25 protein-coding genes are annotated in these 25,483 nt (G+C 65.8%); 8 read left to right on the top strand and 17 right to left on the bottom strand.

Annotated features, from left to right (window positions below; all coding sequences use genetic code 11):
- Positions 1 to 71: 71 nt before the first annotated feature.
- The gene (locus HNE04_RS26625) at positions 72 to 524 is read right to left on the bottom strand and encodes a hypothetical protein (protein ID WP_172226573.1); all 453 of its coding nucleotides are present in this window, start codon (positions 522 to 524) and stop codon (positions 72 to 74) included.
- Positions 512 to 5,395, bottom strand: a complete 4,884-nt coding sequence (locus HNE04_RS26620; RefSeq protein WP_172226570.1) for an RHS repeat-associated core domain-containing protein — start codon at positions 5,393 to 5,395, stop codon at positions 512 to 514. Before HNE04_RS26620 ends, HNE04_RS26625 begins: the two co-directional genes overlap by 13 nt.
- A 96-nt stretch (positions 5,396 to 5,491) precedes the next feature.
- Here HNE04_RS26620 and thiL point away from each other — a divergent pair, with 96 nt between their 5' ends.
- From thiL to HNE04_RS26600, 4 genes are read left to right on the top strand one after another with little or no spacing between them, the layout of a single operon-like run.
- The gene (gene thiL / locus HNE04_RS26615) at positions 5,492 to 6,451 is read left to right on the top strand and encodes a thiamine-phosphate kinase (RefSeq protein WP_172226567.1); all 960 of its coding nucleotides are present in this window, start codon (positions 5,492 to 5,494) and stop codon (positions 6,449 to 6,451) included.
- Positions 6,448 to 6,969: a thermonuclease family protein gene (locus HNE04_RS26610; RefSeq protein ID WP_235965463.1), complete on the top strand. Its 522-nt coding sequence runs from the start codon at positions 6,448 to 6,450 to the stop codon at positions 6,967 to 6,969. The genes thiL and HNE04_RS26610 overlap by 4 nt, the downstream gene beginning before the upstream one ends.
- Positions 6,966 to 7,499: a phosphatidylglycerophosphatase A family protein gene (locus HNE04_RS26605; protein WP_172226564.1), complete on the top strand. Its 534-nt coding sequence runs from the start codon at positions 6,966 to 6,968 to the stop codon at positions 7,497 to 7,499. Before HNE04_RS26610 ends, HNE04_RS26605 begins: the two co-directional genes overlap by 4 nt.
- On the top strand, positions 7,496 to 7,978 hold the full coding sequence (locus tag HNE04_RS26600) for a CinA family protein (RefSeq protein ID WP_235965462.1): 483 nt from the start codon (positions 7,496 to 7,498) through the stop codon (positions 7,976 to 7,978). Before HNE04_RS26605 ends, HNE04_RS26600 begins: the two co-directional genes overlap by 4 nt.
- 6 nt (positions 7,979 to 7,984) lie before the next feature.
- Here the strand turns inward: HNE04_RS26600 and HNE04_RS26595 are convergent, their stop codons facing one another.
- Both HNE04_RS26595 and HNE04_RS26590 read right to left on the bottom strand, forming a co-directional pair.
- On the bottom strand, positions 7,985 to 9,145 hold the full coding sequence (locus HNE04_RS26595; protein ID WP_172226558.1) for an Acg family FMN-binding oxidoreductase: 1,161 nt from the start codon (positions 9,143 to 9,145) through the stop codon (positions 7,985 to 7,987).
- Positions 9,146 to 9,156: 11 nt separating this feature from the next.
- Complete coding sequence (locus HNE04_RS26590) at positions 9,157 to 10,173, bottom strand: NAD-dependent epimerase/dehydratase family protein (protein WP_172226555.1); 1,017 nt, start codon at positions 10,171 to 10,173, stop codon at positions 9,157 to 9,159.
- 93 nt (positions 10,174 to 10,266) lie between these two features.
- On the opposite strand from HNE04_RS26590, the gene HNE04_RS26585 reads away from it, so the two are divergent.
- Both HNE04_RS26585 and HNE04_RS26580 read left to right on the top strand, forming a co-directional pair.
- The gene (locus HNE04_RS26585) at positions 10,267 to 11,151 is read left to right on the top strand and encodes a LysR family transcriptional regulator (RefSeq protein ID WP_172226552.1); all 885 of its coding nucleotides are present in this window, start codon (positions 10,267 to 10,269) and stop codon (positions 11,149 to 11,151) included.
- A 15-nt stretch (positions 11,152 to 11,166) separates the two neighbouring features.
- Complete coding sequence (locus HNE04_RS26580; RefSeq protein ID WP_172226549.1) at positions 11,167 to 11,664, top strand: nuclear transport factor 2 family protein; 498 nt, start codon at positions 11,167 to 11,169, stop codon at positions 11,662 to 11,664.
- Here HNE04_RS26580 and HNE04_RS26575 read toward each other — a convergent pair.
- The 12 genes from HNE04_RS26575 to HNE04_RS26520 form a co-directional block, all read right to left on the bottom strand.
- A complete protein-coding gene (locus HNE04_RS26575) occupies positions 11,657 to 12,076 on the bottom strand; it encodes a PIN domain-containing protein (protein ID WP_172226546.1) in 420 nt (139 codons plus the stop codon). The two genes, HNE04_RS26580 and HNE04_RS26575, sit on opposite strands and share 8 nt — an antisense overlap.
- A complete protein-coding gene (locus HNE04_RS26570; protein ID WP_172226543.1) occupies positions 12,057 to 13,277 on the bottom strand; it encodes a THUMP domain-containing class I SAM-dependent RNA methyltransferase in 1,221 nt (406 codons plus the stop codon). The genes HNE04_RS26575 and HNE04_RS26570 overlap by 20 nt, the downstream gene beginning before the upstream one ends.
- A complete protein-coding gene (locus HNE04_RS26565) occupies positions 13,274 to 14,821 on the bottom strand; it encodes an RNA polymerase factor sigma-54 (protein WP_172226540.1) in 1,548 nt (515 codons plus the stop codon). Before HNE04_RS26565 ends, HNE04_RS26570 begins: the two co-directional genes overlap by 4 nt.
- Positions 14,822 to 14,838: 17 nt before the next feature.
- Complete coding sequence (lptB, locus tag HNE04_RS26560) at positions 14,839 to 15,627, bottom strand: LPS export ABC transporter ATP-binding protein (RefSeq protein ID WP_172226537.1); 789 nt, start codon at positions 15,625 to 15,627, stop codon at positions 14,839 to 14,841.
- Positions 15,624 to 16,232 carry a lipopolysaccharide transport periplasmic protein LptA gene (gene lptA / locus HNE04_RS26555; RefSeq protein ID WP_172226534.1) on the bottom strand — a complete coding sequence of 203 codons (609 nt, stop codon included), beginning with the start codon at positions 16,230 to 16,232 and terminating at the stop codon, positions 15,624 to 15,626. Before lptA ends, lptB begins: the two co-directional genes overlap by 4 nt.
- An 88-nt stretch (positions 16,233 to 16,320) precedes the next feature.
- Positions 16,321 to 16,974 carry a thiol:disulfide interchange protein DsbA/DsbL gene (locus tag HNE04_RS26550; protein WP_172226531.1) on the bottom strand — a complete coding sequence of 218 codons (654 nt, stop codon included), beginning with the start codon at positions 16,972 to 16,974 and terminating at the stop codon, positions 16,321 to 16,323.
- A 73-nt stretch (positions 16,975 to 17,047) separates the two neighbouring features.
- A complete protein-coding gene (locus HNE04_RS26545) occupies positions 17,048 to 17,665 on the bottom strand; it encodes an SPOR domain-containing protein (protein WP_172226528.1) in 618 nt (205 codons plus the stop codon).
- A gap of 18 nt (positions 17,666 to 17,683) precedes the next feature.
- On the bottom strand, positions 17,684 to 19,357 hold the full coding sequence (gene argS / locus HNE04_RS26540; RefSeq protein WP_172226525.1) for an arginine--tRNA ligase: 1,674 nt from the start codon (positions 19,355 to 19,357) through the stop codon (positions 17,684 to 17,686).
- Between the two features lie 16 nt (positions 19,358 to 19,373).
- Positions 19,374 to 19,829, bottom strand: coding sequence for a DUF2214 family protein (locus tag HNE04_RS26535; RefSeq protein WP_172226522.1), 456 nt, complete (start codon positions 19,827 to 19,829; stop codon positions 19,374 to 19,376).
- Positions 19,829 to 20,746 carry a LysR family transcriptional regulator gene (locus HNE04_RS26530; RefSeq protein WP_172226519.1) on the bottom strand — a complete coding sequence of 306 codons (918 nt, stop codon included), beginning with the start codon at positions 20,744 to 20,746 and terminating at the stop codon, positions 19,829 to 19,831. Before HNE04_RS26530 ends, HNE04_RS26535 begins: the two co-directional genes overlap by 1 nt.
- Positions 20,747 to 20,796: 50 nt before the next feature.
- The gene (locus HNE04_RS26525) at positions 20,797 to 21,996 is read right to left on the bottom strand and encodes a CaiB/BaiF CoA transferase family protein (RefSeq protein WP_172226516.1); all 1,200 of its coding nucleotides are present in this window, start codon (positions 21,994 to 21,996) and stop codon (positions 20,797 to 20,799) included.
- Positions 21,989 to 22,930: a hydroxymethylglutaryl-CoA lyase gene (locus HNE04_RS26520; protein WP_172226513.1), complete on the bottom strand. Its 942-nt coding sequence runs from the start codon at positions 22,928 to 22,930 to the stop codon at positions 21,989 to 21,991. The genes HNE04_RS26525 and HNE04_RS26520 overlap by 8 nt, the downstream gene beginning before the upstream one ends.
- 90 nt (positions 22,931 to 23,020) lie before the next feature.
- Between HNE04_RS26520 and HNE04_RS26515 the strand changes: the two genes are divergently transcribed.
- Positions 23,021 to 23,749 (top strand): IclR family transcriptional regulator, encoded by a 729-nt coding sequence (locus HNE04_RS26515; RefSeq protein ID WP_172226511.1) that lies wholly within the window; start codon positions 23,021 to 23,023, stop codon positions 23,747 to 23,749.
- 453 nt (positions 23,750 to 24,202) lie between these two features.
- On the opposite strand, the gene HNE04_RS26510 is transcribed toward HNE04_RS26515, so the two are convergent.
- Positions 24,203 to 25,045 carry a hypothetical protein gene (locus HNE04_RS26510; RefSeq protein WP_172226508.1) on the bottom strand — a complete coding sequence of 281 codons (843 nt, stop codon included), beginning with the start codon at positions 25,043 to 25,045 and terminating at the stop codon, positions 24,203 to 24,205.
- Positions 25,046 to 25,255: 210 nt separating this feature from the next.
- On the opposite strand from HNE04_RS26510, the gene HNE04_RS26505 reads away from it, so the two are divergent.
- A partial coding sequence (locus HNE04_RS26505; protein WP_172226505.1) for a transposase occupies positions 25,256 to 25,483 on the top strand: 228 nt, incomplete at its 3' end.

The following is a 25,483-nucleotide window of genomic DNA, read 5'->3' as shown; positions in this document are numbered from 1 at the left end:
CAAGGCCATCCGGAACCCACAGCCTTGGCGGGCCAAGAGGGCTTGCAGGTGGCTCTTTTTCGCAGGAGGTTTCAGTGTGGAGCAGCTAAGTCTGCGGTCAACTCACAGTCAATGTGCAGCTCCGACGGTGTATCCAAACCTGCGGCCTCTTCAAAGTAGTTGATGCTTCCCTCGTACTCGATCGAAAAGAGGAAGCCCTTGACACACCAAACGCGCGCAACGAGCTTCTGGCGAACGTTCGCAAGCTTCATTTCCAGCTTCGCGAGCTGCAGCTCCTCGGCCTTATTTGGAAATGCCAACTCAGCGTCAAAGGTTGGGCGGCCGCCCCTCATCCGATAGAAGTTGACTTCGACGCCTTCAGGCAGTCTTTGAACTTTGTTGATCGCATGGATCTGTTTGTCCCACAGGGGAAGGAGCCGCTCGGCAAGCTGTGCTCGAACGTAGACCAGAATCCGCTTCTCCAGATCAGAGAGTCGGTTCGATGCGCCGAATAGGGCGCCCAGTAAAGATTTCAACGACGGCATGAGCATCCTGTCTGCGCGGCGCCCGCCGCGCCATATCCAGCACCAGCAGCGCCGCCTTTGTACGCGTTGGGAATACGCGTCCATTGCTGCGAAGCCGCATTCGGCATCGGGTTTTGTGCCTTCCACGGCCTCGGCATGAATCTATAGCGATAGGGATCCGAAAGTGCATGCGTCGCGGCCGGCACGAAGTTACCGTTCCACGTTGACCGCGGTCCACCCATTCGATTGGGAATCCAATGCGAGAACTCCTTGCCAGCACCCTTTGCACCCGCGGCTTTTAGACCTCCTGCTAGCCCGGTCGCCATGCTGGCTGCAATACCAGCCCATTCCCCTGCACTGTATTCGTCGGAGCACTGATCGATACCACCATCTACATCGAATAGATCGCGCAGACGCTGCCCTTGGCCAAACAGTATTACGTCTCCCATGCCGGCGCCGAAATCTACAATGCCTTGTGCCACCAACCCTTCAGGGTCCGTGTACATCAAGGGATTCCCCTCCACGTAGCTGAACCGGTTCCATCCTCCTACAAGCCCTATCGGGTCCGGCTGAGTGTACCTGCCCTGCGTCTGCTGATATAGCCGGAAGTGGTTGTCCGCGAGATTGTCCTCGTCATCGAAGTACTGCCCTGCAAAGCGAAGGTTGACTTCAATGAGAGGCTTCGTGCGCTTCAGCGCGGCTTGATTGCTGCTGATGGTGATTGCTGCGAGTGGCCCTGTGGTCCTGTTACTACCAAACCCCGAGTAAGGCCACTGCCACAGCGGCTTCCTGTCCTGATCGGTCATCAGCCTGGGCGTGCCCAAGTGATCGCTGTGGACGGAATAGAACTTGCCATTCTTGTACAGCCCGATCGGGATAGCCTGCCCGTCTTCCGTCGGCAGCCAGATGTATTCGGTCCTGCCCTTGCCCAGCGCTGATCCGTTGTCATACTCACCCAGCAGCGCCCACTGCGGAATTTCACTGTCGCCGTAGACGAAGGCCATGCCGATGCTGGCCTTGGCCCCGCTGCCCTTGGTGAACATCCAGCCGAATTGCTTCTTCAGCCAATTCATAAACCCAGGCCCGAGGTCTTCCTCTTTGGGTAGCGTCTGCTCGGCTTGCGGCTCGCTCTTAAAGACGCGCTGGCCGATAGCGTTGTACATGTAGTCCACCGCTGCGGCTTCACCATCCTTGACGATCTTGACCTTGGCCAGGCGGCCTGAATCGTCGTATTCGAAGGTGCGCAAACCGTCGCTGGTCATCGCGCCGTTGGCGTCGATGCTGTAGTTGACGTTGCTGGTGACGCTACTGACGGGGTTGCCGCCGTGGGTCTTGGTTACCGTCTGGGTGAAGCCCAGCAGCTTGTTGCTGGCGGCGTCGATGTTCAGGCTCTGACTGGCGGACTGGGTGAAGTGGGGCTGATCGAAAGCGCCTTCCAGATCCACGTCGCCGGTGGTTTGGTCGATCCCTGTCAGGCGGTTGCTGTTGGCGTCGTAGCTGTATTTGGTCTCCGCGCCCGCTCTCGCAAAGCTGGTCAGGCGGCTCCTGGCGTCATAGCTGGCCGTCCAGCTGATGGGGGTCTGGTACAGCTCGGTGATTGTCTGGCTCTTGCCGTTGACCACCATCGTGACGGTGCGCTGCGCCCACAGGCTTTGGGTGATGCCCGTGATCTTCGAGGCTACGTCGTAGCTGTAGCTGGCGATCTCGCTTTGGGTCATCCGGCCATCGGTGTCAAAGGTCCGACTGGCCGCATCCCCGCTGTTCCATCGCCAGGATTTGGGCTGGCCCAGCGCGGTGTGGGTCAGGTCACTCACGAACGGGATGACAGCCGATGTCTTGCCGCGGCTCGCCGGCTCTTGAACGTCGATGTCGGTGATGCGGCCGGCTGCGCGTTTGTAGAACACCTTCAGCCCGCTGGGGTAGCCGATGCTGGAGAGTTCGCCGCCTTGGTAGCCGTAGGTGATGGAGAGCTGCGTCGGACTGCTCGGGTTGTCGTTGACGGTCTGGGTCTTAGCCAGGATGCGGCCCTGGGCATTGCGCTGGTAGATCGTGCCACCCGATTTGTCTTCGATGCGTGTGACGTGGCCGGCAGCGTCATAGCTGAAGTTGGCATTGTGGCCTTGCGCGTATTCGATGACGGTGGGCCGGCCCAACGCGTCGCGCTCGATGTGGTTGACCTGGCCTTTAGCGTCCTGGATGCTGGTCACCTCGCCGTTGGCATCACGCGTGTACGTCATCACGCCGATGTCAGGGCTCGTCTCGCTCATGACTTCGCCGAAGGCATTGGTCTGGTAGCTGGTCGCAACACCCTTGGGGTCGGTGACCTTGGTGAGTTGATCCAGCTGGTTCCAGGCTTGAGTGGCCGAGGTGTTGTCCGCAAACGTGGTGGCAGTCGTCCGGCGCAATCCGTCCAGCGCTTGCCGGGTGGTCTGGTTCAGTGGGTCGGTCTGCGCGATGGGCTCGCCGTTGGCGTCGTAGGCGAGTTGCGTAGTCTGGCCGACCGAGCCCTGGATGGCGGCGACCTTGTTCAAGCTGTTGATGACGCGGGCCGTAACCAGGGCGATGTTGCCCGTAGCGTCCTTGACTTCCTCGCGGATGCGGTTGCCCATCGCATCCAGCGTGTAGTTCACGCTGTTGCCGCGGTTATCAGTGGCAGCGATCAGACGCTGGGCGGCGTCGTAGCTGTAGCTGGTCTGGAAGCCGTTGGGCAGGCTTGCGCTGGCCAGCTGGCCAGCTGGCGTGTAGCCGAAGGTGGAGATTTCGCCGCCGCGGTTTTGCGAAACAAGGCGGCCACGTGCGTCATACCTGTAGGCCGTGATCAAGCCATTCGGCGCGGTCTGGCTGGTGACGCGGCCGGCCGCGTCGTAGCTGTAGCTTGCTTCGTGGCCCAGCGGGTTCTTGGCGCTGGTGAGATTGCCGGCAGTGTCATAGCCGTACTTCCACACACCGCCCTTTGGGTCCGTCATGGAGTCAGGCAGGCCTTGGGCGTTGTATGTCCACCGCCAGTTACGCGCTTCGCCGGTCGCCGTGTCGGTGATCGTTTCGCTGAGCGTGTTGCCCAGGTTGTCGTAGCTGTAGGCTGTGCTCCGGCCGGCCTCAGTAATCCTGGAAGGCAGACGGAAACTCGGGTGCCACTCCGCGGAACTGGTCTGCGCTTCAGGCCGGCCTTCGGCTCTGGTGGTGGACAGCTGGAGCTGGCGACTCAGGTCCCAGGTGTAGGCGGTGGAGATGCCGAGAAAATCGGTTTCGCGCTCAGGCAGGTTGTAAGCGCCAAGACTGCGATTGGCCAATTGATTGCCATCGGCCGCGCCACTGGCGCTCGAAAGTCGGACTTGGCCATCGCCGCCCACCCATGTATAGCTCTGGGTGGTGCCCAGTGGGTCGCTGATCTGGACGGTGGTGCGATAGATGGCGGGGTCCACCGTGCCGCCGGCAACCAGAGTGCTGCCGGTGTCGCCTTGCAGATAACTAACGCTATAGCTGTCCGCACCGCCCGTATGACTGGTGGAGGTGGCACGGCCTGCCTGGTCATAGGTGAAGGTGGCGTAGCGGGTACCAGCTTCGTCGACGACACCCGTGAGCGCTGCGGTGTGACGCGGGTCCTCGTACAGGTAGTTGCGGGAACCGTTGTCCGGGTAGATGACGCTGGCCAATCGGCCCAGGCCGTCGTAACCATAGGCGATGGACTTGCCGTCAGGAGTACTGATGCCGGTGAGCCGTCCTTGCGCGTCATAGCCGAATTGAATTGCGCGGCCGAACGCGTTGACGACGCGGGTGAGCTGGTTGGCCGAGTCGTATGCAAGGCTCATGGTCCAGCCGTTGCGCTGGGTGACGGATATGAGCTTACCTGCGGCATCGAACTGCCAGCGACTTTCATCGGCAGCGCGGGTATAGATCTTGCCACCGACGGTGTCGGCCAGACTGTCGCGGCGGCTGTCTTCGACCCAGGCGGACGTATTGCTGCCGCGGCGAAACAAGGCCTTGTCGCCGCCGGGCAGGTCCACGATGGCCTCGAGGTCGCCGCCTGTGAGTCCTGCCGCATAGTTGTGCGACCACCGGGGGCCCAAGCCCGCCTGCAGCATGGAGTAGCTGCGGTAGTGGCGTGTGAAGCTCAACCCATGCGGGCTGGCGTCGGCCCAGTCGGATTCGATCTGCTCCTTCTCTCCCGTGGCTGGAAGGATGGGGTTGCCCTTGCGTTCGCAGCTTTCGTTCGCATGGACCTGCACGGATTTCTGTGCGGTTTTGACGCAACCGCTGCACGATGCCGTGACCGCTTCTGTGATGCCCCCGGTATAAGGCGGAATGTACGGGAAATGGAACTGCCCGGCACTGTCTGTCACTCCGCTGATGTGCCTGCTACCGGCAAGGATGCTGACAGCCTTGCCGCTGACGGGCGCGCCGTTCTGCGTGACTTCCGCGACATGTGGCAAGGCGGGCCCGGCAGGAAGGGCTTTCGTGTGGTCACCTCCCCGCAGCTTGATCTCCGCCAAAGTCACCATGCCGTAGCCGGTAACGATGTAGTCCGCTGAGTCATCCACGGCGGGCCCGCCGGCCGTCGGCAAATACCTGGACATGCAGTAGCGCTTTGCGGGGCTGTTCGGCACCCCGGCGCCCAGGTAGCTGTAGATCGCGTAAAAGTGCCCATTGTTGCGTTGTCGAACCTGGCCTTGGGGCTTCCACGCGAAGGCGCAGGCCTCCTGCGCGGTTGGGAAGTTGGGGCTGAACGGATAGCGGTCGCCCCACAAGTAACGCAAGTCGTAGGAGTTGAAGACCGGCCAGTCATCTGTCTGTGCCGCGGTGATCGGGCTCCACAAAAAAATGATCGCCAGAATGTGCAGCTTGAACAGCAATGCAAGAGCCCGCTGTACGCGAGCGATGCTTGTAACTCTCATTGGAGCCCCCTGAATTTTTGCGAACTTTAGCATGCTATGCAACCAGCTGTAAAGCGAACCGCGTAGGTATGGAACAGTTACCGCGACAATCGCCCCATGGGTGAATTCGACCTCATAGACCGCTACTTCAAGCGCCCCGTCCGCCGCCATACCTTGGGCATCGGCGACGACTGCGCCTTGCTTTCACCCGCGCCGGGCATGCAGCTGGCCGTGTCTTCCGACATGCTGGTCGAGGGCCGGCACTTTCTTTCCACCGTCGAGCCGTCAAAGCTGGGGCACAAGGCACTGGCGGTGAACCTGAGCGATCTGGCTGCCTGCGGCGCCAAGCCCCTGGCTTTCACTCTGGCCCTGGCCATGCCCCGGGCCGAAGAAGCCTGGCTGGAGCCCTTTTCGCGCGGACTGCTGGCGTTGGCCGACATGCACGGCTGCGAGCTGGTGGGCGGCGACACCACCCGCGGCCCGCTGAACATCTGCATCACTGTCTTCGGCGAAGTCCCGCAAGGCCAAGCCTTGCTGCGCTCGGGGGCGCGAGCCGGCGACGACATCTATGTGAGCGGAACGCTGGGCGACGCGCGGCTGGCGCTGGAGGTGTTCCGCGGGACACTGACCGTGCCGGCTGAAGTCTTCGAGGCGGCGCGCGCGCGCATGGAGCAGCCGACGCCGCGCGTCGCACTGGGCCAGGCGCTGCGCGGCATCGCCACTTCGGCCATCGACATCAGCGACGGCCTGCTCGGCGACCTGGGTCATGTGCTGCGGCAGTCCGGCGTGGGCGCGTCGATCCACGCCGAACCAGCGGCCACGCTGATGGCGTCTGCGGGCCAATTGAATGCCGAGCTGCAACTGGAATATGTGCTCGCCGGCGGCGACGACTACGAGCTTGCCTTCACCGCACCAGCGGCCCAGCGCGAAGCCGTCCAGGCCGCGGCCAATCAGTCGGGCACAAGCGTCACCCGCATCGGCCAGATCGAATCCACCCCCGGCATCCGGTTGCTGGATGGCGCCGGCCGGGCGATGCAGAAACACTACGGCTCCTTCGATCACTTCGCGTCGCCATGATGCGCTGGCGGCACCTCATCGGCACGAGCTTGCTGCTGGCCGCTTCCGTCTCGGCAACAGCCGGCGACTTCGCCGGCACAGTGACCCATGTGACCGACGGCGATACGCTGTGGGTGCGCCCGGCGTCGGGTGGGGCGCCGCGCCAGATCCGCCTGCAGGGCATCGACGCGCCGGAAATCTGCCAGGCGTTCGGCAGCCAGGCGCGCGACGCGCTGGCTGCCCGCGTGCTGCGCCGGCAAGTGGAAGTGCGAAGCCGCGCGACCGACAGCTACCATCGCGCGCTGGCGCACGTCAGCCTGGGCGACGACGACCTGGGCGCATGGATGGTCAAGCGCGGCTATGCATGGTCGTATCGCTTCCACAATGATCCCGGCCCCTACGCCCGGCAGCAAGCGCACGCGAGAAAAGCCGGGCTGGGTTTGTGGCGTGGCGACGCGCCGGTTTCGCCGCGAGAATTCCGAAAGCGCCATGGCAGCTGCTCCGGCAAACCAGGCGCCCTCGCCCTCCAGAACCCATGAACATCCCGCTCAACCCGCCGCTGCGCCCGCCCCTGATCCGGCCCACCCCGCGTTTCATGCTGTCGCATCCGGCCCATTGCATTGCGCTGGGTTTCGGCTCCGGCCTGTCGCCGGTCGCGCCCGGCACCGCGGGAACCCTCTGGGCCTGGCTTGCGTTCGTCGTGATGCAAAGCTGGTTGTCGCCCGCCACCATCGGTTGGGTGATCGCGGCATCGCTGGCTATCGGCTGGTGGGCCTGCACCGTCACGGCGGGGCGCATGCGCGTGCTGGACCCGGGCAGCATCGTCTGGGACGAAGTGGTGGCCTTCTGGATCGTGCTGTGGCTGTTGATGCCCGTGGGCTTCTGGGGCCAGTTCATCGCATTTGCGCTGTTCCGCGTGTTCGACGCGGTCAAGCCCGGGCCCGTGGCCTGGGCCGACGACCTGTTCCACGGCTTCGGCTGGCGCGGCGGCTTCGGCATCATCTTCGACGACCTGGTGGCGGCCTTCTGCACGCTGCTGGTCATTGCGATATGGAGGTTCTGGGCATGAGAGACGCAAAAGAGCTGGCGGCGGCCCTGGTGGACCGCGGCTGGATGCTGGCAACGGCCGAGAGCTGCACCGGCGGGATGATCGCCGCGGCCTGCACCGACTTGGCCGGGTCTAGCGACTGGTTCGAGCGCGGCTTCGTCACCTATTCCGACGAGGCGAAGACCGAGCTGCTGGACGTGGACGCGGCCCTCATCCACACCCACGGCGCGGTGAGCGAAGTGGTGGCGCGGGCCATGGCCTTCGGCGCGGTGCGTCATTCACGCGCGCGAGTCAGCGTGGCGGTGACCGGCATCGCCGGCCCCAGCGGCGGCAGCAAGGACAAGCCCGTGGGCACCGTCTGGTTCGGCTTCATGGTCGACGGACGCCTGACCAGCGAGGTGAAGCGCTTCGATGGCGACCGCGCCGCCGTCCGCGCCGCCACAGTGGCGTACGCGTTCGACGCCCTGCTGCTGCGGCTGGCGCAGGAAACCGAAACCTGACTTGCGTCAAGCCTTGAGGACGTGGGCGTCCACGCCGCGCCGCGGCGCCGGACCCACCGGCGGTGCAAAGCCCAGGCGCGTCCACATCTGCACGGTGTAGCGCGGCGGCGCCTCCAGCAGTGAATGGATCTGCGCGTACGGTTGGGCCTGCTCGGGATATTCCTGCAGGGCCTGCGAGAGCGGCTGCATGGACAGCCCCTGCGCCGTGGCGGCCAATTGTGCGCGCGCATAGGCGCGGCCCGCGTTGACCTGGGTCTTGCGCCCATTGCCCTCGGTCACCATCCAGAAAAAGGCCGGAGTGCCCGCGATCTTGGCATTGAAATCCTTGATCTGCCCGGTGGTCGCCGCGTCATCGGGCCCCGGCGCCTTGCTGCGGTCGAACAGGCCCAACGCCGTGAGGGCCCGCACTATCGGAGTGTTGATGGACAGGCCATCGCGGTGCTGCGCAATCTCCCGCGGCCCGACTCGCAGCACCTTGTACGACTCCATGATCGTGCGCGGCGTCACCAGCTCGATGCGCCAGGCTTCCATCGCGATCGCGCGGTGCTGCTGCAGGGCCTGCGGCTCGGCCGCGCCGACGAAGCCGGTGCGGATGGGGAAGGCGGCCACGCTGTCGGCAATGGCCTTCACCGCGGCTGCGGCCGGCTCGCGCGATTCATAGGCCTCGCGGTTGGTGCAGCGCCTGAGGATCTGCTCGAACAGCGGGTCCGGGGCGACGGTTGCGTCCGGGGCCAAGCGAATGCGCGCCGTGGGCCGCCTATCCGGCTTGTCGGGGCCGAATTCGCCTTCGGGGAACAGCTCGATGTCCGCGCGCAGGCCCCGGCGCCGCGCGGCCAGATCCAGCAGTTCCAGGAAGGTGCCCTGGCTCATCATGATCTGGCGCGAGAACGGATCAGTTTCCGGCAGCAACCGCGTGAGATCGCAGTACAGCCAGATCTCGTTGGGCTGGCGCAGGTCGACCAACCAGGACTGCAGGTTGTGCGAGTGCGGCGCGAGGATCGCGTAGCTCAGGATCCAGCGGCGCACGTCGCCGCCATCGGCCCCGGGGCCTTGCCAGGCTTGCACCGCTTCGGCCGGGTAGTCGCTGGAGCAGCCGGCGAGCGGAAGCGCGACAGCCGAGGCGATGACGCCGCCGCCGGCAACGCGAATGAATTGGCGACGGTCCATGGCAGTCTCCTTCAACGCGGCGACAGTGAGACCCATCCGGCCGCAGCGCTATTGGGCGCCAACATCCCCAGTTCGTCCAGGGCCTTGCGCAAGGCCTGCGGGAACGGCGTGCGCGGCTCCTCGCCGATCAGCGCCACCAGCCGGGCGTTGGCCAGCGCATACGGCGTGCGCCACAGGTAGCGCATCTCGCACAAAGCGGCCACGGTCGGAATGAACAGGCCGAGTGCGCGCATCAGCGTCCATGAGACGGATGTCACGCGCAAGGCCGCATCGGATTTCACCCAGCCCTGTTCCCGTGCGATGGGGGCCACCGCATCGACCCAATCCTGCCCCGTGAGCTGATAGCCGCCGAAATGCAGGGTCTCGAACGCCGGCAGCCGGTGCCGCTGTTCGGCCACCTTGACGAAGCTGCGTGCCATGTCCGGCAGGTAGGCCCAGGTGGTCGGCACATCCAGCGCGCCGGGGTAGGTGAACTTGCCTTGCCGCAGTTGTTTGGCCATCACCAGGTCCAGCCACGAACCCGTGCCGCTGCCGAAGAAGTCGCCCCCGCGGATGACCACGGCCTTCATGCGGCCGTCCTGCGTCGCCTCGCGGATCTGCTGCTCGCTGGCGACGCGCATGCGTCCCTTGAAGGTGGTGGGCCGCTGCGGCGTGTCCTCGTGCAATACCGGCGGCATCGCGGCGCCGAAGTTGTAGACGCTGGCGGGCAACAGCAAGGTGGCGCCCAGCTTGCGGCTGATGTCGATGGCCGCTTGCGTCAGGCCAGGCATGTCGGCGGCCCAGGCCTTGTGGGTGTAGAGCGGGCTCAAGCCCTGGACCACCACGTCGGCTCCATTCGCCGCCGCCGCAAGCGCAGCCGTGTCGCCGGGCTGCGCTTGCAACCACTGCACGCCGGCGATGGCCGGGCCGCTCGCGCCAGGCCGCACCTGGGCATAGACCTTCCAGCCGGCCTGGGCGAAAGCCCGGGTAGCGGCCAGGCCGAAGCGGCCGCGGGCACCGAGGATGAGAACGCAAGAGGCTGAGGGCATGGAGGACTCCGGCAATGAAGTGGCGATAGCGTCATTGTGGAAACCTCTCGCCTATTCCACAATCGCCTAACCATCCATATCAGTTATTCAAGAATGAATAGCCAATTCGACTGGAGCCTGATCCGTTCATTCCTGGCCGCGCTCGACCATGGCAGCCTGCTGGGCGCAGCCCGCGCGCTGGGATCCACCCAGCCCACGCTGGGGCGTCATATCGCCGAGCTGGAAAGTCAGCTGGGGGTGGTGCTGTTCGAACGCACCGGGCGCGGCTTGCTGCCGACCGAGATGGCGGCGCGGCTGGCCGACTCGGCCAGGGCCATGGAAGGTAGCGCGGATCAGTTGGTGCGCAGCGTCTCCGGCGCGCAGGCCGGCATTTCCGGCAGCGTGCGCATCACCGCCAGCCAGCCGGTCGCCTGCTTCGTGATGCCGCCGGTGCTGGCGCAGATGCGCACGGCCCTGCCCGACGTACAGGTCGAGCTGGTGGCGAGCAACCAGGTGAGCAACCTGCTGCGCCGCGAAGCCGACATCGCACTGCGCATGGTCCAGCCCGACCAGGCCAGCCTGGTGGCCAAGCGCATCGCCAGGGTCACGCTCGGCACCTACGCGCATCGCGACTACCTGCGACGCCGCGGCACGCCGCGGCAGATCGCCGACCTGCTGAACCATGAGCTGATCGGCGGCGATCGCGACGAAGCGATCCTGCGCGCCTTCGCCGGCTTCGGCCATCCGGTGGGGCGCGAGGCCTTTGCCTTTCGCACCGACGACCTGATCGCCTATTGGGAAGCCGTGCGGGCCGGCCTGGGCGTGGGGTTCCTCGCCGACTACCTGGCGCGTACCGACAGCCAGCTGGTGCCGCTGTTGCCCACGCTCAAGATCCCGCCCATTCCGATCTGGCTCACCGTGCACCGCGAAATTCGCACCAGCCCGCGTATCCGCGCGGTGTACGATTTCCTCGCAGCCGCCATACCCAAAGCGCTCTAGTTACAGGGAAACGAAATGCACCCCAACCAGCAGACCATCGAGATGTTCTACGGCGCCTTCGCCCGGCTGGACGCGGACACCATGGCGCGCTGTTACGCGCCCGACGCCGTGTTCGACGACGAGGTGTTCGCGCTGCGCGGCAAGCGCGAAGTGACAGGGATGTGGCGCATGCTGTGCGAGGCAATGCGGGCCAAGGGCGCCGACGTCTGGAAACTGGACTATCGCGATATACGGGCCGACGCGACCCGCGGCGCCGCGCATTGGGACGCGCACTATCGCTTCAGCGCCACCGGCCGCATCGTGGACAACAGCATCGACGCGAACTTCGAATTCAACCCGGCCGGACAGATCGCGCGGCACAAGGACCGCTTCGACTTCTGGCGCTGGTCGCGCCAGGCCCTGGGTGCGCCGGGCGTGCTGCTGGGCTGGACGCCGGTGATACGCAACAAGGTGCGCGCCCAGGCAGCGGCCAATCTGAGCAAGTTCCTCGAGCGACAGCCGCAGTTCAAGTAACAGAGGCCGGGATTGCGCACAGCGCGCTGACCTCGAGGGCCGCCAGGCGCTTTTTCATGGTGAGCACCGCGGCGTCCTTGCTCAGCAGAAGGCACCTGTGCTGCACCGCCAGGTCGATGAACTTCTGGTCGTCCGGGTCGCTGCAAGTGAGGCCCGCCTTGGCCGGCACTTCCACGATGCGGGCGTGGCGATCGAAGCCCGCCAGCACGTCGGCCGCCTGCAATTGGTAGAAGGCCAGCCGGGAGCCGATGTGCGGGTAGTCCAGCACGCGTTCGAGCTCGTCCCGCATCGCCTGGGTCGCCACCCAGCCCCAGTCGCCCCGCTCCAGCCCGGCCTTCAGCGGCTTGGCCGCCGCGTCGTCGAAGACGAACAGGTCCAGGACGATGTTGGTATCAAGAACCAGGGCTTGCATCTTTGGCGCGGGCCGAGCCCTTGACCATGTCGAAGCGGAACAGCCGGCATTCGATCGGCCCGTTCCACATCGGCACGCGGCGCGATTCCTTCAGCCGCATGCGCGATGGCAGCTTCAGGTCGGGGGTGAGGATCCAGGCGGTCCAGCCCGGGTAGTTCTTCTTCCAATGGGCGGCCAGCTGATTGAAGAAGTCACCGCCGTCCTCGGTTTCGGCGCGTTCACGTCCACCCTGGCTGCGGCCGGCCACGCCGGCGGTCTCGATGCGCTCACCATAGGGCGGGTTGACCAGCATCACGCCGGGCTCCTCGCTGGGCGGCATGCGCTGCAAGGCGTCGCCGCCGCGCAGCTGCACCGTGTCGGCGACGCCGGCGCGGCCCGCGTTGCGTGTCGCGAAATCGACCATGCGAAAGGCCACGTCGCTGCCGAAGACCGGCGCGCTCGCCGGCCGCTGCTGCGCCCTGGCCTCTTCCCACAGCGCCTTCCAGACATGGGCCTGGTAAGGCAGCATTTTCTCGAAGGCGAAGCTGCGCAGCTGGCCCGGCGCGATGTTGCAGGCCACCTGCGCGGCTTCGATGGCGATGGTGCCGCTGCCGCAACAGGGGTCGTACAGCGGCGTCGCGGCGTCCCAGCCGCTGGCGGCGATCATGGCCGCGGCCAGGGTTTCCTTCAGCGGCGCCTCGCCCTTGTCCTCGCGCCAGCCGCGCTTGAAGAGCGGCTCGCCCGAGGTGTCGATGTAGAGCGTGGCAGTGTCGGTGGTGAGGTGGGCGTAGATGCGGATGTCGGGCCACTGGGTATCGACATTCGGCCGCTCGCCGCGCTTGTTGCGAAAGCGGTCGGCCACCGCGTCCTTGATCTTGAGCCCGGCGAAGTTCAGGCTTTTCAGCGGGCTGTGCTGCGCCGTCACCTCGACCTTGAAACTCTCCTTGGTGGTGAACCAGATCTCCCAGGCCACGGCGCTGGCCGCCTCGTACAGGTCGTTCTCGCTGCGGTAAGGCGTATGGGACAGCTGCACCAGCACGCGCTGCGCCAGACGGCTGTGCAGGTTCAGCCGCATCGCGTCGCGCCAGGATGCGCGCAGCATCACGCCGCCGCGGCCGGTGAGCAGGTCGTCGCCGGCCAGGCCCGTCAGGCGATGCACCTCGTCGGCGAGAAAGCCCTCGACGCCGGCGGCGCAAGGCAGGAATAGCTGAAGTTGGTTCACAAGGCTTTTCTTAGATTGGCGGGCGCGATGCGCAGCGCCTCGCGGTATTTTGCGACGGTGCGGCGCGCGCACTCTATGCCTTGTTCCTTCAGCATGTCGGAGATCTGGCTGTCCGACAGCGGCTTCTTCAGGTTCTCGGACGCCACGAACTGCTTGATGAGCGCACGCACCGCGGTACTGGATGCGTTGCCGCCGGTTTCAGTGCCCAGCGCCGAGCCGAAGAAATACTTGAGCTCGAAGGTGCCATAGGGCGTCGACATGTATTTGGCCGTGGTCACCCGGCTGATCGTGGACTCGTGCAGCCCCAGCTCGTCGGCGATCTCGCGCAGCACCAGGGGCCGCATCGCCAGTTCGCCGTGCACGAAGAAATTCTTCTGGCGCTCGACGATGGCGTTGGACACGCGCAGGATGGTGTCGAAGCGCTGCTGGATATTCTTGATGAACCAGCGCGCCTCCTGCAGCCGCTGCTGCAGCGCCTGGTGGCCCTCGCCCTTGTGCGACTTGAGCGCGCCGGCGTAGATGTCGTGCACGCGCAGCCTGGGCATCACGTCGGGATTGAGCTGGACGCGAAAGCGCGCCTGCTGGCCACGGCCGGCCTTGGTGACCAGCACGTCGGGAATGACGATGTTGCGCTCCACATCGACGAAGCGCCGGCCGGGTTTGGGCTCCAGCCGGGTGATGAGGCCGATCGCCGCCCGAACCTGGGCGTCGCTGTCGCCGCATAGCTGCGACAGCCGCTTCACATCGCGGCGCGCCAGCAGTTCCATGGGCTGGGCGCAGATGCGCAGCGCCGTGGCGCAGGCCACATGGGCGTCGCCGTCGTCCTGCATGGCCTTGAGCTGCAACGACAGGCATTCGCCGAGCGACCGTGCGCCCACGCCCACCGGGTCCAGGTGATGCAGCAAGCGCAGCGCCACGGTGAAACGGTGCACCAACTCTTCCTGCTGTTCGGCATCGCCTTCCGCCAGGCCGGCGGCGAGCGACTCCAGCGACTCGTCCAGGTAGCCATCGTCGTTGAGCGATTCGATCAGGAAGCGCAAGGCGCAGCTGTCTTCCTCGCACAGGCGCAGCGACAGGGCCTGCCGGTGCAGGTGGGACTGCAGCGACTCATGGGCACGCGCGAGGTTGGTGGCGTCCATCTCCTCGTCGCCGCCCAGGTTGTTTTTTCGCGGCGTCGCGTCACCGCCCCACTCACCGTCGTCGGGGATGACTTCAGTGCTGCCATCGCCCTCCCAGCTGGGCGCCTCGACTTCCACGCTGTTAGCGGGCTCGGCTTCCGTTGCCGATGCCGATGCCGCGGGCGCGTAGTCGGAGAAATCGGTCTCGCGGTCCTCTTCGGGCACCGGGGCGTCGGCCTGCGCCAGCCCGAATTCCTCGCGCGGGGCTTCGTCGAGGCTCATCTCCAGGAAGGGGTTCTCGTCGAGCATCTGCTCGACTTCCTGCGAGAGTTCGAGCGTGGACAGCTGCAGCAGGCGGATCGACTGCTGCAGCTGCGGCGTCAACGCCAGATGCTGGGAGACACGAAGCGAAAGACCCTGCTTCATGGGGAACACCAGGCCATTTACATTCGAAAATGTTCGCCGAGATAGACCCGGCGTACGTCGGCGTTGTTCACGATCTCGGAGGGCGTGCCCTGTGCCAAGACGTTGCCGTCGCTGATGATGTACGCGTGATCGCAGATGCCCAGCGTTTCGCGCACGTTGTGGTCGGTGATCAACACGCCGATGCCGCGCGACTTCAGGAAGCCGATGATGCGCTGGATCTCGATCACCGCGATCGGATCGATGCCCGCAAAAGGCTCGTCCAGCAGGATGAAGCGCGGCTGCGTCGCCAATGCGCGCGCGATTTCCACCCGCCGGCGCTCGCCGCCGGACAAGGCCAGCGCGGGCGAGTCCCTCAGGTGATCGACCCGCAGGTCCTGCAGCAAGGTGGTGAGGCGCTTGTCGATCTCGGCGCGGTTGAGGGGTTGGCCCTCGCTGTCGCGCTGCAGTTCCAGCACGGCGCGCACGTTTTCCTCGACATTCAGCTTGCGGAAGATCGATGCTTCCTGCGGCAGGTACGACAGGCCCAGGCGCGAGCGCCGGTGGATCGGCATGTGCTCGACCGACCGGCCGTCGATCGAAATCTCGCCGGCGTCGGCGCGCACCAGGCCCACGATCATGTAGAACGAAGTGGTCTTGCCGGCGCCGTTGGGCCCCAGCAAGCCCACCACTTCGCCCTTGTCCACCTCGAGCGAAACGTCCTTGACCACCTTGCGGCTGCCGTAGGACTTCTGCAGGTGCCGCGCCTGAAGCCGGCTGTTGCCGGGCGTAGGTTCCGCACTGCGCCCGGCCGGCGACGGCTGCGTCACTTCTTGCCCCCGTCCAGCGTGGTGCTCTGCCGCAGCTGCGCTGGGGGCTGGGCGGGCGCGGCCGGGGCCGATGCGCTGCCGCGCGGCGCCAGCACGGCCCGGACCCGGCCCCCGGCGGCCGGGCTGGTGGGCCCGCCGTCGACGCTGAACACGTCGGTGCCGTTGTCATACGTGATCAGGCTGCCGACGACCTCGTCGTTGAGCGAGGCCCCGCGGTAGCGCCGCAGTTCGGCGCGCTTGATGAACTTCACGCGATCGGCCTTGCTGTCGTATTCGATGACCTCGCCCTCGCCCTCGATGAACTCATCCACCCCCTCGCGCTTTTGCCGGTAGAACGCCAGCTTGCCCGGCTCGGCCGTCACCACGCCGAACTGGTAGCCCTCCGGGTCCTGCCGCACCTCGACCCGGGCGCCGCGGATCACGATCGTGCCCTTGGTCAGCACGACCTTGCCGGTGAAGATGCTGGTCTGCTTCAGGTCGTCGTAGCGCAGGGCATCCGCCTCGATATTCATCGGCTTGTTCCGGTCGGCCTTTTCAGCGCGGGCCAAGCCGCCCGACAGCGCGAGGGCGAGCGACAACAACAGCGGAACGTAGGAATGTTTCATAGAGGCATGAATCTTGCTCTGGCATTGTAGCCAGTGGAAAGCAAAAAGCCCGCTGCGCGGGCTTTCGATGCGACAAATGAGCTCGTTTTTATCGAGTCTTCCGGGCTTCCGCGATCAGGTAGTCGGTGACTTGCAGCGCCCGGTCCATGTTGCCTGCCAGGGTGCCGTCGGTGTAATAGCGCCCGGCGATGCCGATGGCGGGCACGCCCTGCACCTGGAATGCCTCCTGCAGCTGGATTGCGCGCCGGGCCTTGCTGGACACCGAGAACGAGTTGTACAGCTCCTTGAATTTGGCCGTGTCCAGGCCCTGTTTGCCGGCCCACGCGAGGATGAGGTCTTCGCGGTTGATCGGCTCGCGGTTGGCGTGGATCGCCTGGAACACCTTGCCGTGCAGTTCGTCGAGCTTGCCCATGGCCTCGAGCGTGTAGAACAGGCGCTGCTGGGGCACGAAGTCGTCGCGAAACGCCACCGGCACGCGCTTGATCACCACGTCGGCGGGCTGCTTCTTGATCCAGGCCTCCAGCCGCGGCTCGAAGGCATTGCAGTGCGGGCAGCTGTACCAGAAGAATTCGATGACTTCGACCTTGCCCTGCGGCGCGTCCGAGCTCACCCGCTTGTCCAGCGTCAGGTACTCCGTACCTTCATCCGGCTTCTTGATCTGGGCGAACAGGCTGCCGGGCAGGCCCAGGGCGGCAGTCGCCAGCACGCAGGCGGCGCCCGCAGAAAAATCACGTCGGTTCATGTAGCTTTCACTCCTTGCTGAGAAAGGTCTGAGGCCAGCTCAGCCGGAAGGTTCCGGCGGCGGGCGTCCGGCTTTAGCGCTGCACCCGAACCAGCGCGGTTTCGACCCCGCCGGATTCAAGCCTTTCCTTCTGCCGGTCGGCTTCTTCGCGCTTGTCGAAGGGGCCCACCCGCACCCGGAACACCTGGCGACCGGATTGCTCGCGCTCGGTGACCCTGGCGTCGATGCCCATGAGCGAGAGCTTGGCCCGCTGGGCTTCGGCGTCCTCGGCCGTGCGGAAGGCGCCGGCCTGCACGAAATAGAAGAACGGGTCGGCCCCGGGAGTCGCTGTTCGGGCCGAGGCCAGGTCGCCCAGCGGATCGGCGGAAGGCTTGCCGCGCACGGCAGGGGCGACCGGCACGGTGGCCGGAGCGGGGATGGTGGCCACGGCGGGCGCGGCTGGCGCGACCACAGCCGGCGCCGGCGGAACGGTCTTGGCCGGGTTCTTGCCGTACAACGGGGCGTTGGGATCCCAGTCGCGGTTCTTGCGGGTCTCGGCCGCGTCCTGCTCGGCCGTACGGCTTTGCCCCTTGTTCATGAAGGGCACGGGCACCTTGGTCACATAAACCGCGACCGCCAAGGCTGCGGCCAAGCCGAGCACCACCCCGATGATGATGCCGACGATGACGGAGCCTGTTTGTCTGTTTTTCACTGCTTGATTTCCTGCCGCTTACATCTTCCGGGGGGCGCTGACGCCCAGCACCGCCAAACCATTGTGCAACACCTGGGCCGTGGCGGCGACCAGCGCCAGCCGGGCATTGCGCAGGGCCTCGTCGTCCACCAGGATTCGCTCGGCATCATAGTAACTATGGTAGGTGGCAGCCAGTTCGCGCAGATAAAAGGTGACGTCGTGCGGCGCGAAATCCGTTGCCGCGCCCTGCAGCATCTGCGGGTACTTGGCCAGCTGCAACATGAGTGATAACGCCTGAGGGCTGCCCAGGGCCGACAGGTCCGCGTCATTCAATGTGGCCGCATCGCCGCCCCAGGCCGCCAGCACCGAGCTGATGCGGGCATGGGCGTATTGCACGTAGTACACCGGGTTGTCGTTGTTCTGGGCCACCGCCAGGTCGACATCGAAGGTGTATTCGGTGTCGGGCTTGCGAGACAGCAGGAAGAAGCGCACCGCGTCCTTGCTGGTCCACTCGATGAGGTCGCGCAAGGTGACGTAGCTGCCGGCGCGCTTGGAAATTTTCACTTCCTCGCCGCCGCGCACGACCCGCACCATGGTGTGCAGCACGTAGTCGGGATAGCCCAGCGGAATCCCCACGTCCGCGGCCTGCAGGCCGGCGCGCACCCGCGCGATGGTGCCGTGGTGATCGGTGCCCTGGATGTTCACGGCCTTGGCGAAGCCGCGTTCCCACTTGCTGATGTGATAGGCCACATCGGGCACGAAGTAGGTGTAGCTGCCGTCGGACTTGCGCATCACGCGGTCCTTGTCGTCCCCGTAGTCGGTGGACTTGAGCCACAGCGCGCCGTCCTGCTCGTAGGTCTTGCCCGCCTGCTGCAGCCGCTGCACGGTCTCAGCGACCTTGCCGCTGGTGTAGAGGCTGGACTCGAGGTAGTAGTGGTCGAACTGGACCTCGAAGGCCTTCAGGTCCAGGTCCTGCTCGTGGCGCAGGTAGGCCACGGCGAACTGGCGGATGGAATCCAGGTCGTTCACGTCGCCGCTGGCGGTGAACTCGCGGTCGTCGGCCTTGACGGTCTTCTTGGCCAGGAAGTCCTGGGCGATCTCGGCGATGTATTCGCCGTTGTAGGCGGCTTCCGGCCACTCGGGGTCGCCCGGCTTGAAGCCCTTGGCGCGCAGCTGGGTGGAGGTGGCGAGCGTGGCGATCTGCACGCCCGCGTCGTTGTAATAGAACTCGCGGTACACATCCCAGCCCTGGGTGGCGTACAAGTTGCAGATGGCATCGCCCAACGCGGCCTGGCGGCCATGGCCCACGTGCAGCGGCCCCGTGGGATTGGCCGAGACGAATTCCACCATCACTCGTTTGCCGGCCGCGGGCTGGCGGCCGAAAGCGGCGCCCGCGGCCAGCACTTCCTTCACGATCTGCTGCTTGGCTTCGGGCTTGAGCTTGATGTTCAGGAAGCCGGGGCCGGCGATGTCGATCGCCTCGACCCAGCGCGCGAAGGACGGCACCGCCAGCAGGGCCGAGCGCAGGCTTTCAGCCAGCTGGCGGGGGTTCTGCTTGAGGGGTTTGGCCAACTGCATGGCGGCGGTGCAAGCGAAATCGCCGTGGGCCGCCACCTTGGGCGATTCGAACACCGCCTTATCGCCCGAGCCGGGGAAAAGCTTTTCCAGCTCGGCAGCCAGGCTGCCGAGCAATTCTTGTTTGACGAGGAGCATTGACGAATTTTAAGGTTCAGCGCGTTCCATAGCCGCGCGCCAGAAAAACCGCTGCCAGCGGGATCACCGCGATCAGGTGCGCCTGCACCATGACCCACTTGCGCGCCAGCCGGATCTGGGCTTCCTCAGGCATGCCGCCGCCGGCCGCCAGCTGCTTGCCCCAGCGCCTGAACATCAGCGTCGGCTTGATCGAGATCAGCCCCACCGCCACGAACAGCGCGAGCTTGAGGTGCAGCAGGCCGTTGCTCCAGTACCAGGGCGTTCCCTTGATGCCCCACCAGGTACGGGCGATCCCCGTGAGCAGCACGGCGCCGGCCGCGATGCCGTACACCATGTCGATCTTGCCCAGCCGCTCGACGGCCTTGGCGTTGATCCATTCGGGCCGGCACAGCGCCGCCTCGCTGGAGATGAACACGACCATCGTCAGGATGGCCAGCAGGTGCGCATAGGCAAGCAGGGCTTCGAGCGTCATCAGGTTTTCCAGAACTCGGGCTGGCTGTAGTTGTGCTTGAGGAAGTCTATCCAAAGCCGCACCCGCAACGGCAGGTGCTTGCGCTGGGGGAACACGGCGTAGATGCCGTTGGGGGGCGCGGCGAATTCGGCCAGCACTTCGGTCAGCCGGCCGGCGGCGATTTCGCTTTCCACTTCCCAGGTGCTGCGCCAGGCGATGCCGTAGCCGGCCAGGCACCAGTCGTGCAGCACCTGGCCGTCGGAGCAATCGAGCGGACCGCCCGGCTTGAGATGAACCACCTCGCCGCCCTCCGGCTTGGGGATGCGAAAGGCCCAGCCGCGGGTCTGCGAGGCGTCGCTGGACAGCGTGAGGCAGTCGAACTTGGACAGCTCGTTGGGATGCTGGGGCGTGCCGTGCTGTTTCAGGTATTGCGGCGTGGCCACGCACAGCCGCCGGTTGTCGGCCAGCCGCACGCTCACCAGCGATGAGTCGGGCAGGTCGCCCACACGCACGGCGCAGTCGTAGCCCTCGCCCGCCAGGTCGACCACGCGATCGCTCAGGTTCAATGAGATCGTCACGTCGGCATGCAGCTCGCGGAACTTGGGCACCAGCGGCGCCACATGGCGCCGCCCGAACCCGGCCGGCGCGGTGATCCGCAGATGCCCGCTGGCCTTGACGCCGCCCGCGCTGACGCTGGCCTCGGCGTTGGCGATGTCGGACAACAGGCGCTGGCAATCTTCCAAAAAGGCGCTGCCCTCGTGCGTCAGCGTGATGCGGCGCGTAGTGCGCACCAGGAGCTTCACCCCCAGGCGCTCCTCCAGCGCGTCGAGGCGGCGGCCCATGATGGCGGGCGCGACCCCTTCGGCTTTGGCGGCGGCGGTGAGACTGCCACGGGTCGCCACCGAGGCGAAGGATTCAAGCTGCTTGAGTTTGTCCACGCGCAGATTATGCGCATCAAAGTCTCGAATGGACGAGTAACGTCAGGCGATTAGCTTGTAACCGTGACTTTGGCGCTGCGAAGCGCCTCGATCTGCGCTGGGTCATACCCCAGCTCGGCGAGCAGTTCGCCGCCGTGTTCTCCCAGCTTGGGCGGCTGCAGGCGTACGCCGGGACGCTCGCCGCCCAGCGTCAGGGGCAACAGCGGGACCTGCGTGGCGCGCCCGTCGGGCAGGGTCAGGGGAGCCAGGCCGCCGGTTTCGCGCAGGTGCGGATCGTCGAACAGGTCTTCGGGCGGGGTGATGGGCGCGAACGGCAGGCCGTTTTTCTCGAACACCGCGCTCAGATCCGCTGCGCTCCGATCGGCCAGCCGCGAGCGCAGGATGGGCATCATCCAGTCGCGCGCCTGCACCCGGTCGTTGTTGGTCTTCAGGCGCGGGTCGGCATAGAGATCGGCGAAGCCAAAGGCCTCGCAGAACAGCTTCCATTGCGTGTCGCTCACGGCCGCCAGGAATATCTGTTCGCCGTCCTTCACCGTGAAGACGTCGTACACGGCCCAGGCCGAGATGCGGCCGGGCATGGGCGCGGCCGGCTTGCCCGTCACCGCGAACTGCATCATGTGCTGGGCCACCAGGAACACGTTGTTCTCGAACAGGGCGCTCTGCACCTCCTGGCCGCGGCCGGTGTGAGCCCGCTGCATCAGCGCCGCCATGGCGCCGATCGCGCCGAACATGCCGCCCATGATGTCGTTGACGCTGGTGCCGGCGCGCAGTGGATCGCCGGGCCGGCCGGTCATGTACGCCAGCCCGCCCATCATCTGCACCACCTCGTCCAGCGCCGTGCGATGGTCATAGGGCCCGGGCAGGAAGCCCTTGTGGCTGACGTAGATGAGGCGCTCGTTGAGCTTGCACAGGCTGGCGTTGTCCAGGCCCAGTTTCTTCATGGTGCCCGGCTTGAAGTTCTCGCTCACCACGTCGGCGGTGGCGACCAGGCGCAGCGCGACTTCACGGCCCTGCGGCTGCTGCAGGTCGAGCGCGATGCTCTTCTTGTTGCGGTTGAACAGCGGAAAGAATCCAGCGCCGGACCCCAGCAGCTTGCGCGTGTTGTCGCCGCCCATCGGCTCGACCTTGATCACTTCGGCGCCCAAGTCGGCCAGCACCATGCCGCAGGTCGGCCCCATCACCATGTGGGTGAACTCGACCACTCGGATGCCCGACAGCGGCAAGTTGTTTTCGGTGGATTGATCAGCCATGAATCGCCTCCTGCACGAAACCCTTGGGCAGGCCGGCCTCGGGCGTCATGCCGTAGATCGGCTCGCCCGGCAGGCCGGCCTTCAAGGCTTCGCGCGCCGCCATCAACCGGTTCAGATCGACGCCGGTGGACACGCCCATGGCCTCGAACATGAACACCAGGTCTTCGGTAACGACATTGCCCGAGGCGCCCGGCGCGTAAGGGCAGCCGCCCAGGCCACCGAGCGATGAGTCGAAGGTGCGCACGCCCTCGTCGTAAGCGGCCAGGCAATTGGCCAGGCCCAGGCCGCGGGTGTTGTGCATGTGGGCGGCGCCGGTCTTGTCGCCGATCTCCGCCCGCACGCGGCGGAACAGCCGCCGCACCTGGGCGGGGTTCGCATAGCCGGTGGTGTCGGACAGGCCTACGTCATCGACGCCGGCCGCGGCGCATTGGGCGGCCAGCCAGACCACCTCGTCTTCGGGAACCTCACCTTGCAGCGTGCAGCCGAAGGCCGTGGAAATGCCGGCCTCGACCTTGACCCCGGGCGCACGTTCGTCGCGCAAGGCCACGATGGCGCGCAGCTCGTCGATCATCTGCTCGCGTGTCTTGCGCACGTTGGCCATCGAATGGGCGGCGCTGGCCGACACCGGAATGGTGAGCTTATGCGCGCCCGCCGCCAGCGCGGCTTGCGCGCCGCGCACGTTGGGCACCAGCGCCATCACCGTCAGCCCCGGCAGCGACAGCGCATGCTGCACCACTTCCGATGCGTCGGCCATCTGGGGTAGCAGTGTTGCCGGCACGAAAGAGGCGACCTCGATCTCGCGCAGGCCCGCCGCGTGCAGCGCGTCTATCCATGCGAACTTGCGCTGCGTCGGCATGGTCGCTTTGACGGACTGCAGGCCATCGCGCGGGCCCACTTCGCTAATCAGCACCTGGGGTGTCGTCGTGTCTCGCATGAACTTCTTGACGCCTTCCGTTAATTCTATAAGATAGAACAGTGTTCTTTCTAATGAAATGATGGCGCAGGCGCGCCCGGATGTCAACCCATGCCCCGCAAAGCCCAGACCGAATCCATCGCCGACGCCGACGCCGCGCCCGGCGGGGCCGCCGCGGTGGACCGCGCGCTCTCGCTATTGGGCGCCTTTCGCGGCGGCGACACCGCCCTGGCGCTGGCCGAGCTGGCCGAGCGCACCCGCCTCTACAAGAGCACGGTGTTGCGGCTGCTGGCTTCGCTGGAACATGCGGGATTGATTCTGCGCCGGGACGACGGCCGCTACGCCCTGGGCAACGAGGTGGCGAGACTGCACGCGATCTACGCGGCATCGTTCTCGCTCGATAGCCTGGTGCTGCCGGAACTGCGCGCCCTGGTGGAGAGCACCGGCGAAAGCGCTGCCTATCACGTGCGCCAGGCCGATGCGCGGCTGTGCCTGTACCGCGTCGACTCGCCCCACCCCATCCGCGATCACATCAAGGCCGGCGATGTATTGCCGCTGGACCGGGGAACCGGGGGACGGGTATTAACCGCGTTCGATCCCGCGCTAGCCAAAGCCGCCCCGCCGCGGGAGCGCAAGCTGTTGGCCGGAGTCCGCGAGCGCGGCTACTACGCTGCCACCGGCGACCGGCTGGCCGAGGTCGCCGGAATTTCCGCGCCGGTGTTCCACGCGGACGGCGCCATCGCGGCCGCCGTCACGCTCACCATGCCCAGCCACCGCTATGACGAGCGCTACGTGAAGCCGGTGCTGGAAGCCGCCCGGCGGCTGAGCGGCAAGGCGTGAAGCCGGACTACTCGGTCTTGTCGCCCGAGCTCTTGATCGGCGACTCCCAGCGCTTCAAGTGCGCCGCCTGGGTCAATGCGAGCTCGGCAGCGCCGGCGTGACACTAGGCCGATCGCCTAGCACGGTGGCGGCACGTTGCCCTGCTTAGTGGCCCGGTTCGAAAAAGGGCGACGAATGGAACTGGCGCCACGCCGCCAAGGCAGTAAGCGTGCTTTGAGCTTCATCATCCCCCTCGCAGGCACCCAGCATAGTGAGTCCACAGAGGAGCAGTCAAGTTGGCCGCCGCCTGCGGAACTCCGAGCCGATGATGCGAATGGCTTGGGCATGTCCGTACTTGGCCCCGAAAGAAGCAGACGTCGTTTGCGGTGCGGTTCCCTGAGTGGACCGACGCAGACATAACCTTGCTCACATCGTCAAAAGAAGTCCGGTGCACCCCCGCTGGTTCACGGAAGCTCAGCGAATTTCCAGCGGCACGGCGAGCGTTAACGAGGCCTTGTGGTCGTTCGCGTCCGTCTCCACGCTCGTCACCAGGCTGAGGCGGTGCGGCAGGTCGAACCGCGTGGCGAGCAACACCGAAGACGGGGGCTTCTCCGCATCGCTTCGAAGCTTCCGCTTATAGCGGGCCTCCAACCGCGTGTGCGGCAAGAGCAGCCATTGCGCGCCCAGGAGCCCGGCGACGCCAGACTCCGGACCACCGGCAGTCGCAACATAGCCTTGTTCGGCCGCGTCGATTCCGGCATTCCAGCGCGACCTGCCAGTGTCCTGGACGAATTCGAACTCTCCACGCGAGCCTTGGCCGGCGGCCGCCCTCGAGCTGGACAGACGTACCGTGGCAACGCGGCCTTCACCAAAGTTCTGGTTTAGCCGCAGCGCTTGGCCGCTGCGGACCGGCGTCCACTCATACTCGGTCTCGGCCGTGTGGCTGGCGTCGAGCCGCCCCCGCCAAGCCGCGGCTGTCCCACCGGCTTGGAGGTCACGCAGTTGCAGCTGCCCACCGAGCACGCGAGTCGCCCATTCGAAGCTCGTGTCGCCACGCTGGAACTGCTGTTTGGCGAGCGGCACCGCATGGATCGTCGTGCGCAAGGTGCCAGCCGGCGTGGAGAGGAACCCATCGAACTGCCCAGGCGGGCTTGCGCTGCCGTCCGGGCCCAGGCGTTCGTAGCTTACCTGGACGCCCGCCAGCGGCTCCAGAACCGCGCGGTTGGAGACGGGGGTCTGCGCATGCGCGTGCGCAGCGGCGAACCCGATGAGAAGCGCCGCATGCACGCGGCAGCGAGGGATAAGGCGGTCGGGCACGATGTTTTCCTGCCGCGATCGTACGGCCTGTGTGACGGGAAGCGCAACCGACAGTTGCAAGCGCGATCCGCACGCGTGAAAAATGTCGCGAACGCGGTATCCGAACTAGGCAAATTCCTGGGTCATGGCTGCTTTCGACCTATTGTGTTGAAAAACTCCTGCTGACCTTCTAGATTTAGGCCACGACCAACTCGAGGGGTGGAGTGGGCCATGATGGGAAACCAAGGCGCGAGCCAAGCGCCGTTGTTCTACGCGTTCAATCTGGAAGACCATGTACCGCGGGATCATTTGCTGCGGGGTATAGGGCGCTTCTTGGACTTGAGCGATCTGCGCCGCCACCTGGCGCCCTTCTACAGTCACACGGGCCGGCCATCGATCGACCCCGAGCTGATGATCCGGATGTTGGTCATTGGCTATTGCTTTGGGATCCGCTCTGAG

Origin of the sequence: Caenimonas soli, assembly GCF_013155545.1 — a bacterium.
Classification (GTDB): Bacteria; Pseudomonadota; Gammaproteobacteria; order Burkholderiales; family Burkholderiaceae_C; genus Ramlibacter; species Ramlibacter soli.
This window is presented reverse-complemented; position numbering and strand designations above follow the sequence as displayed.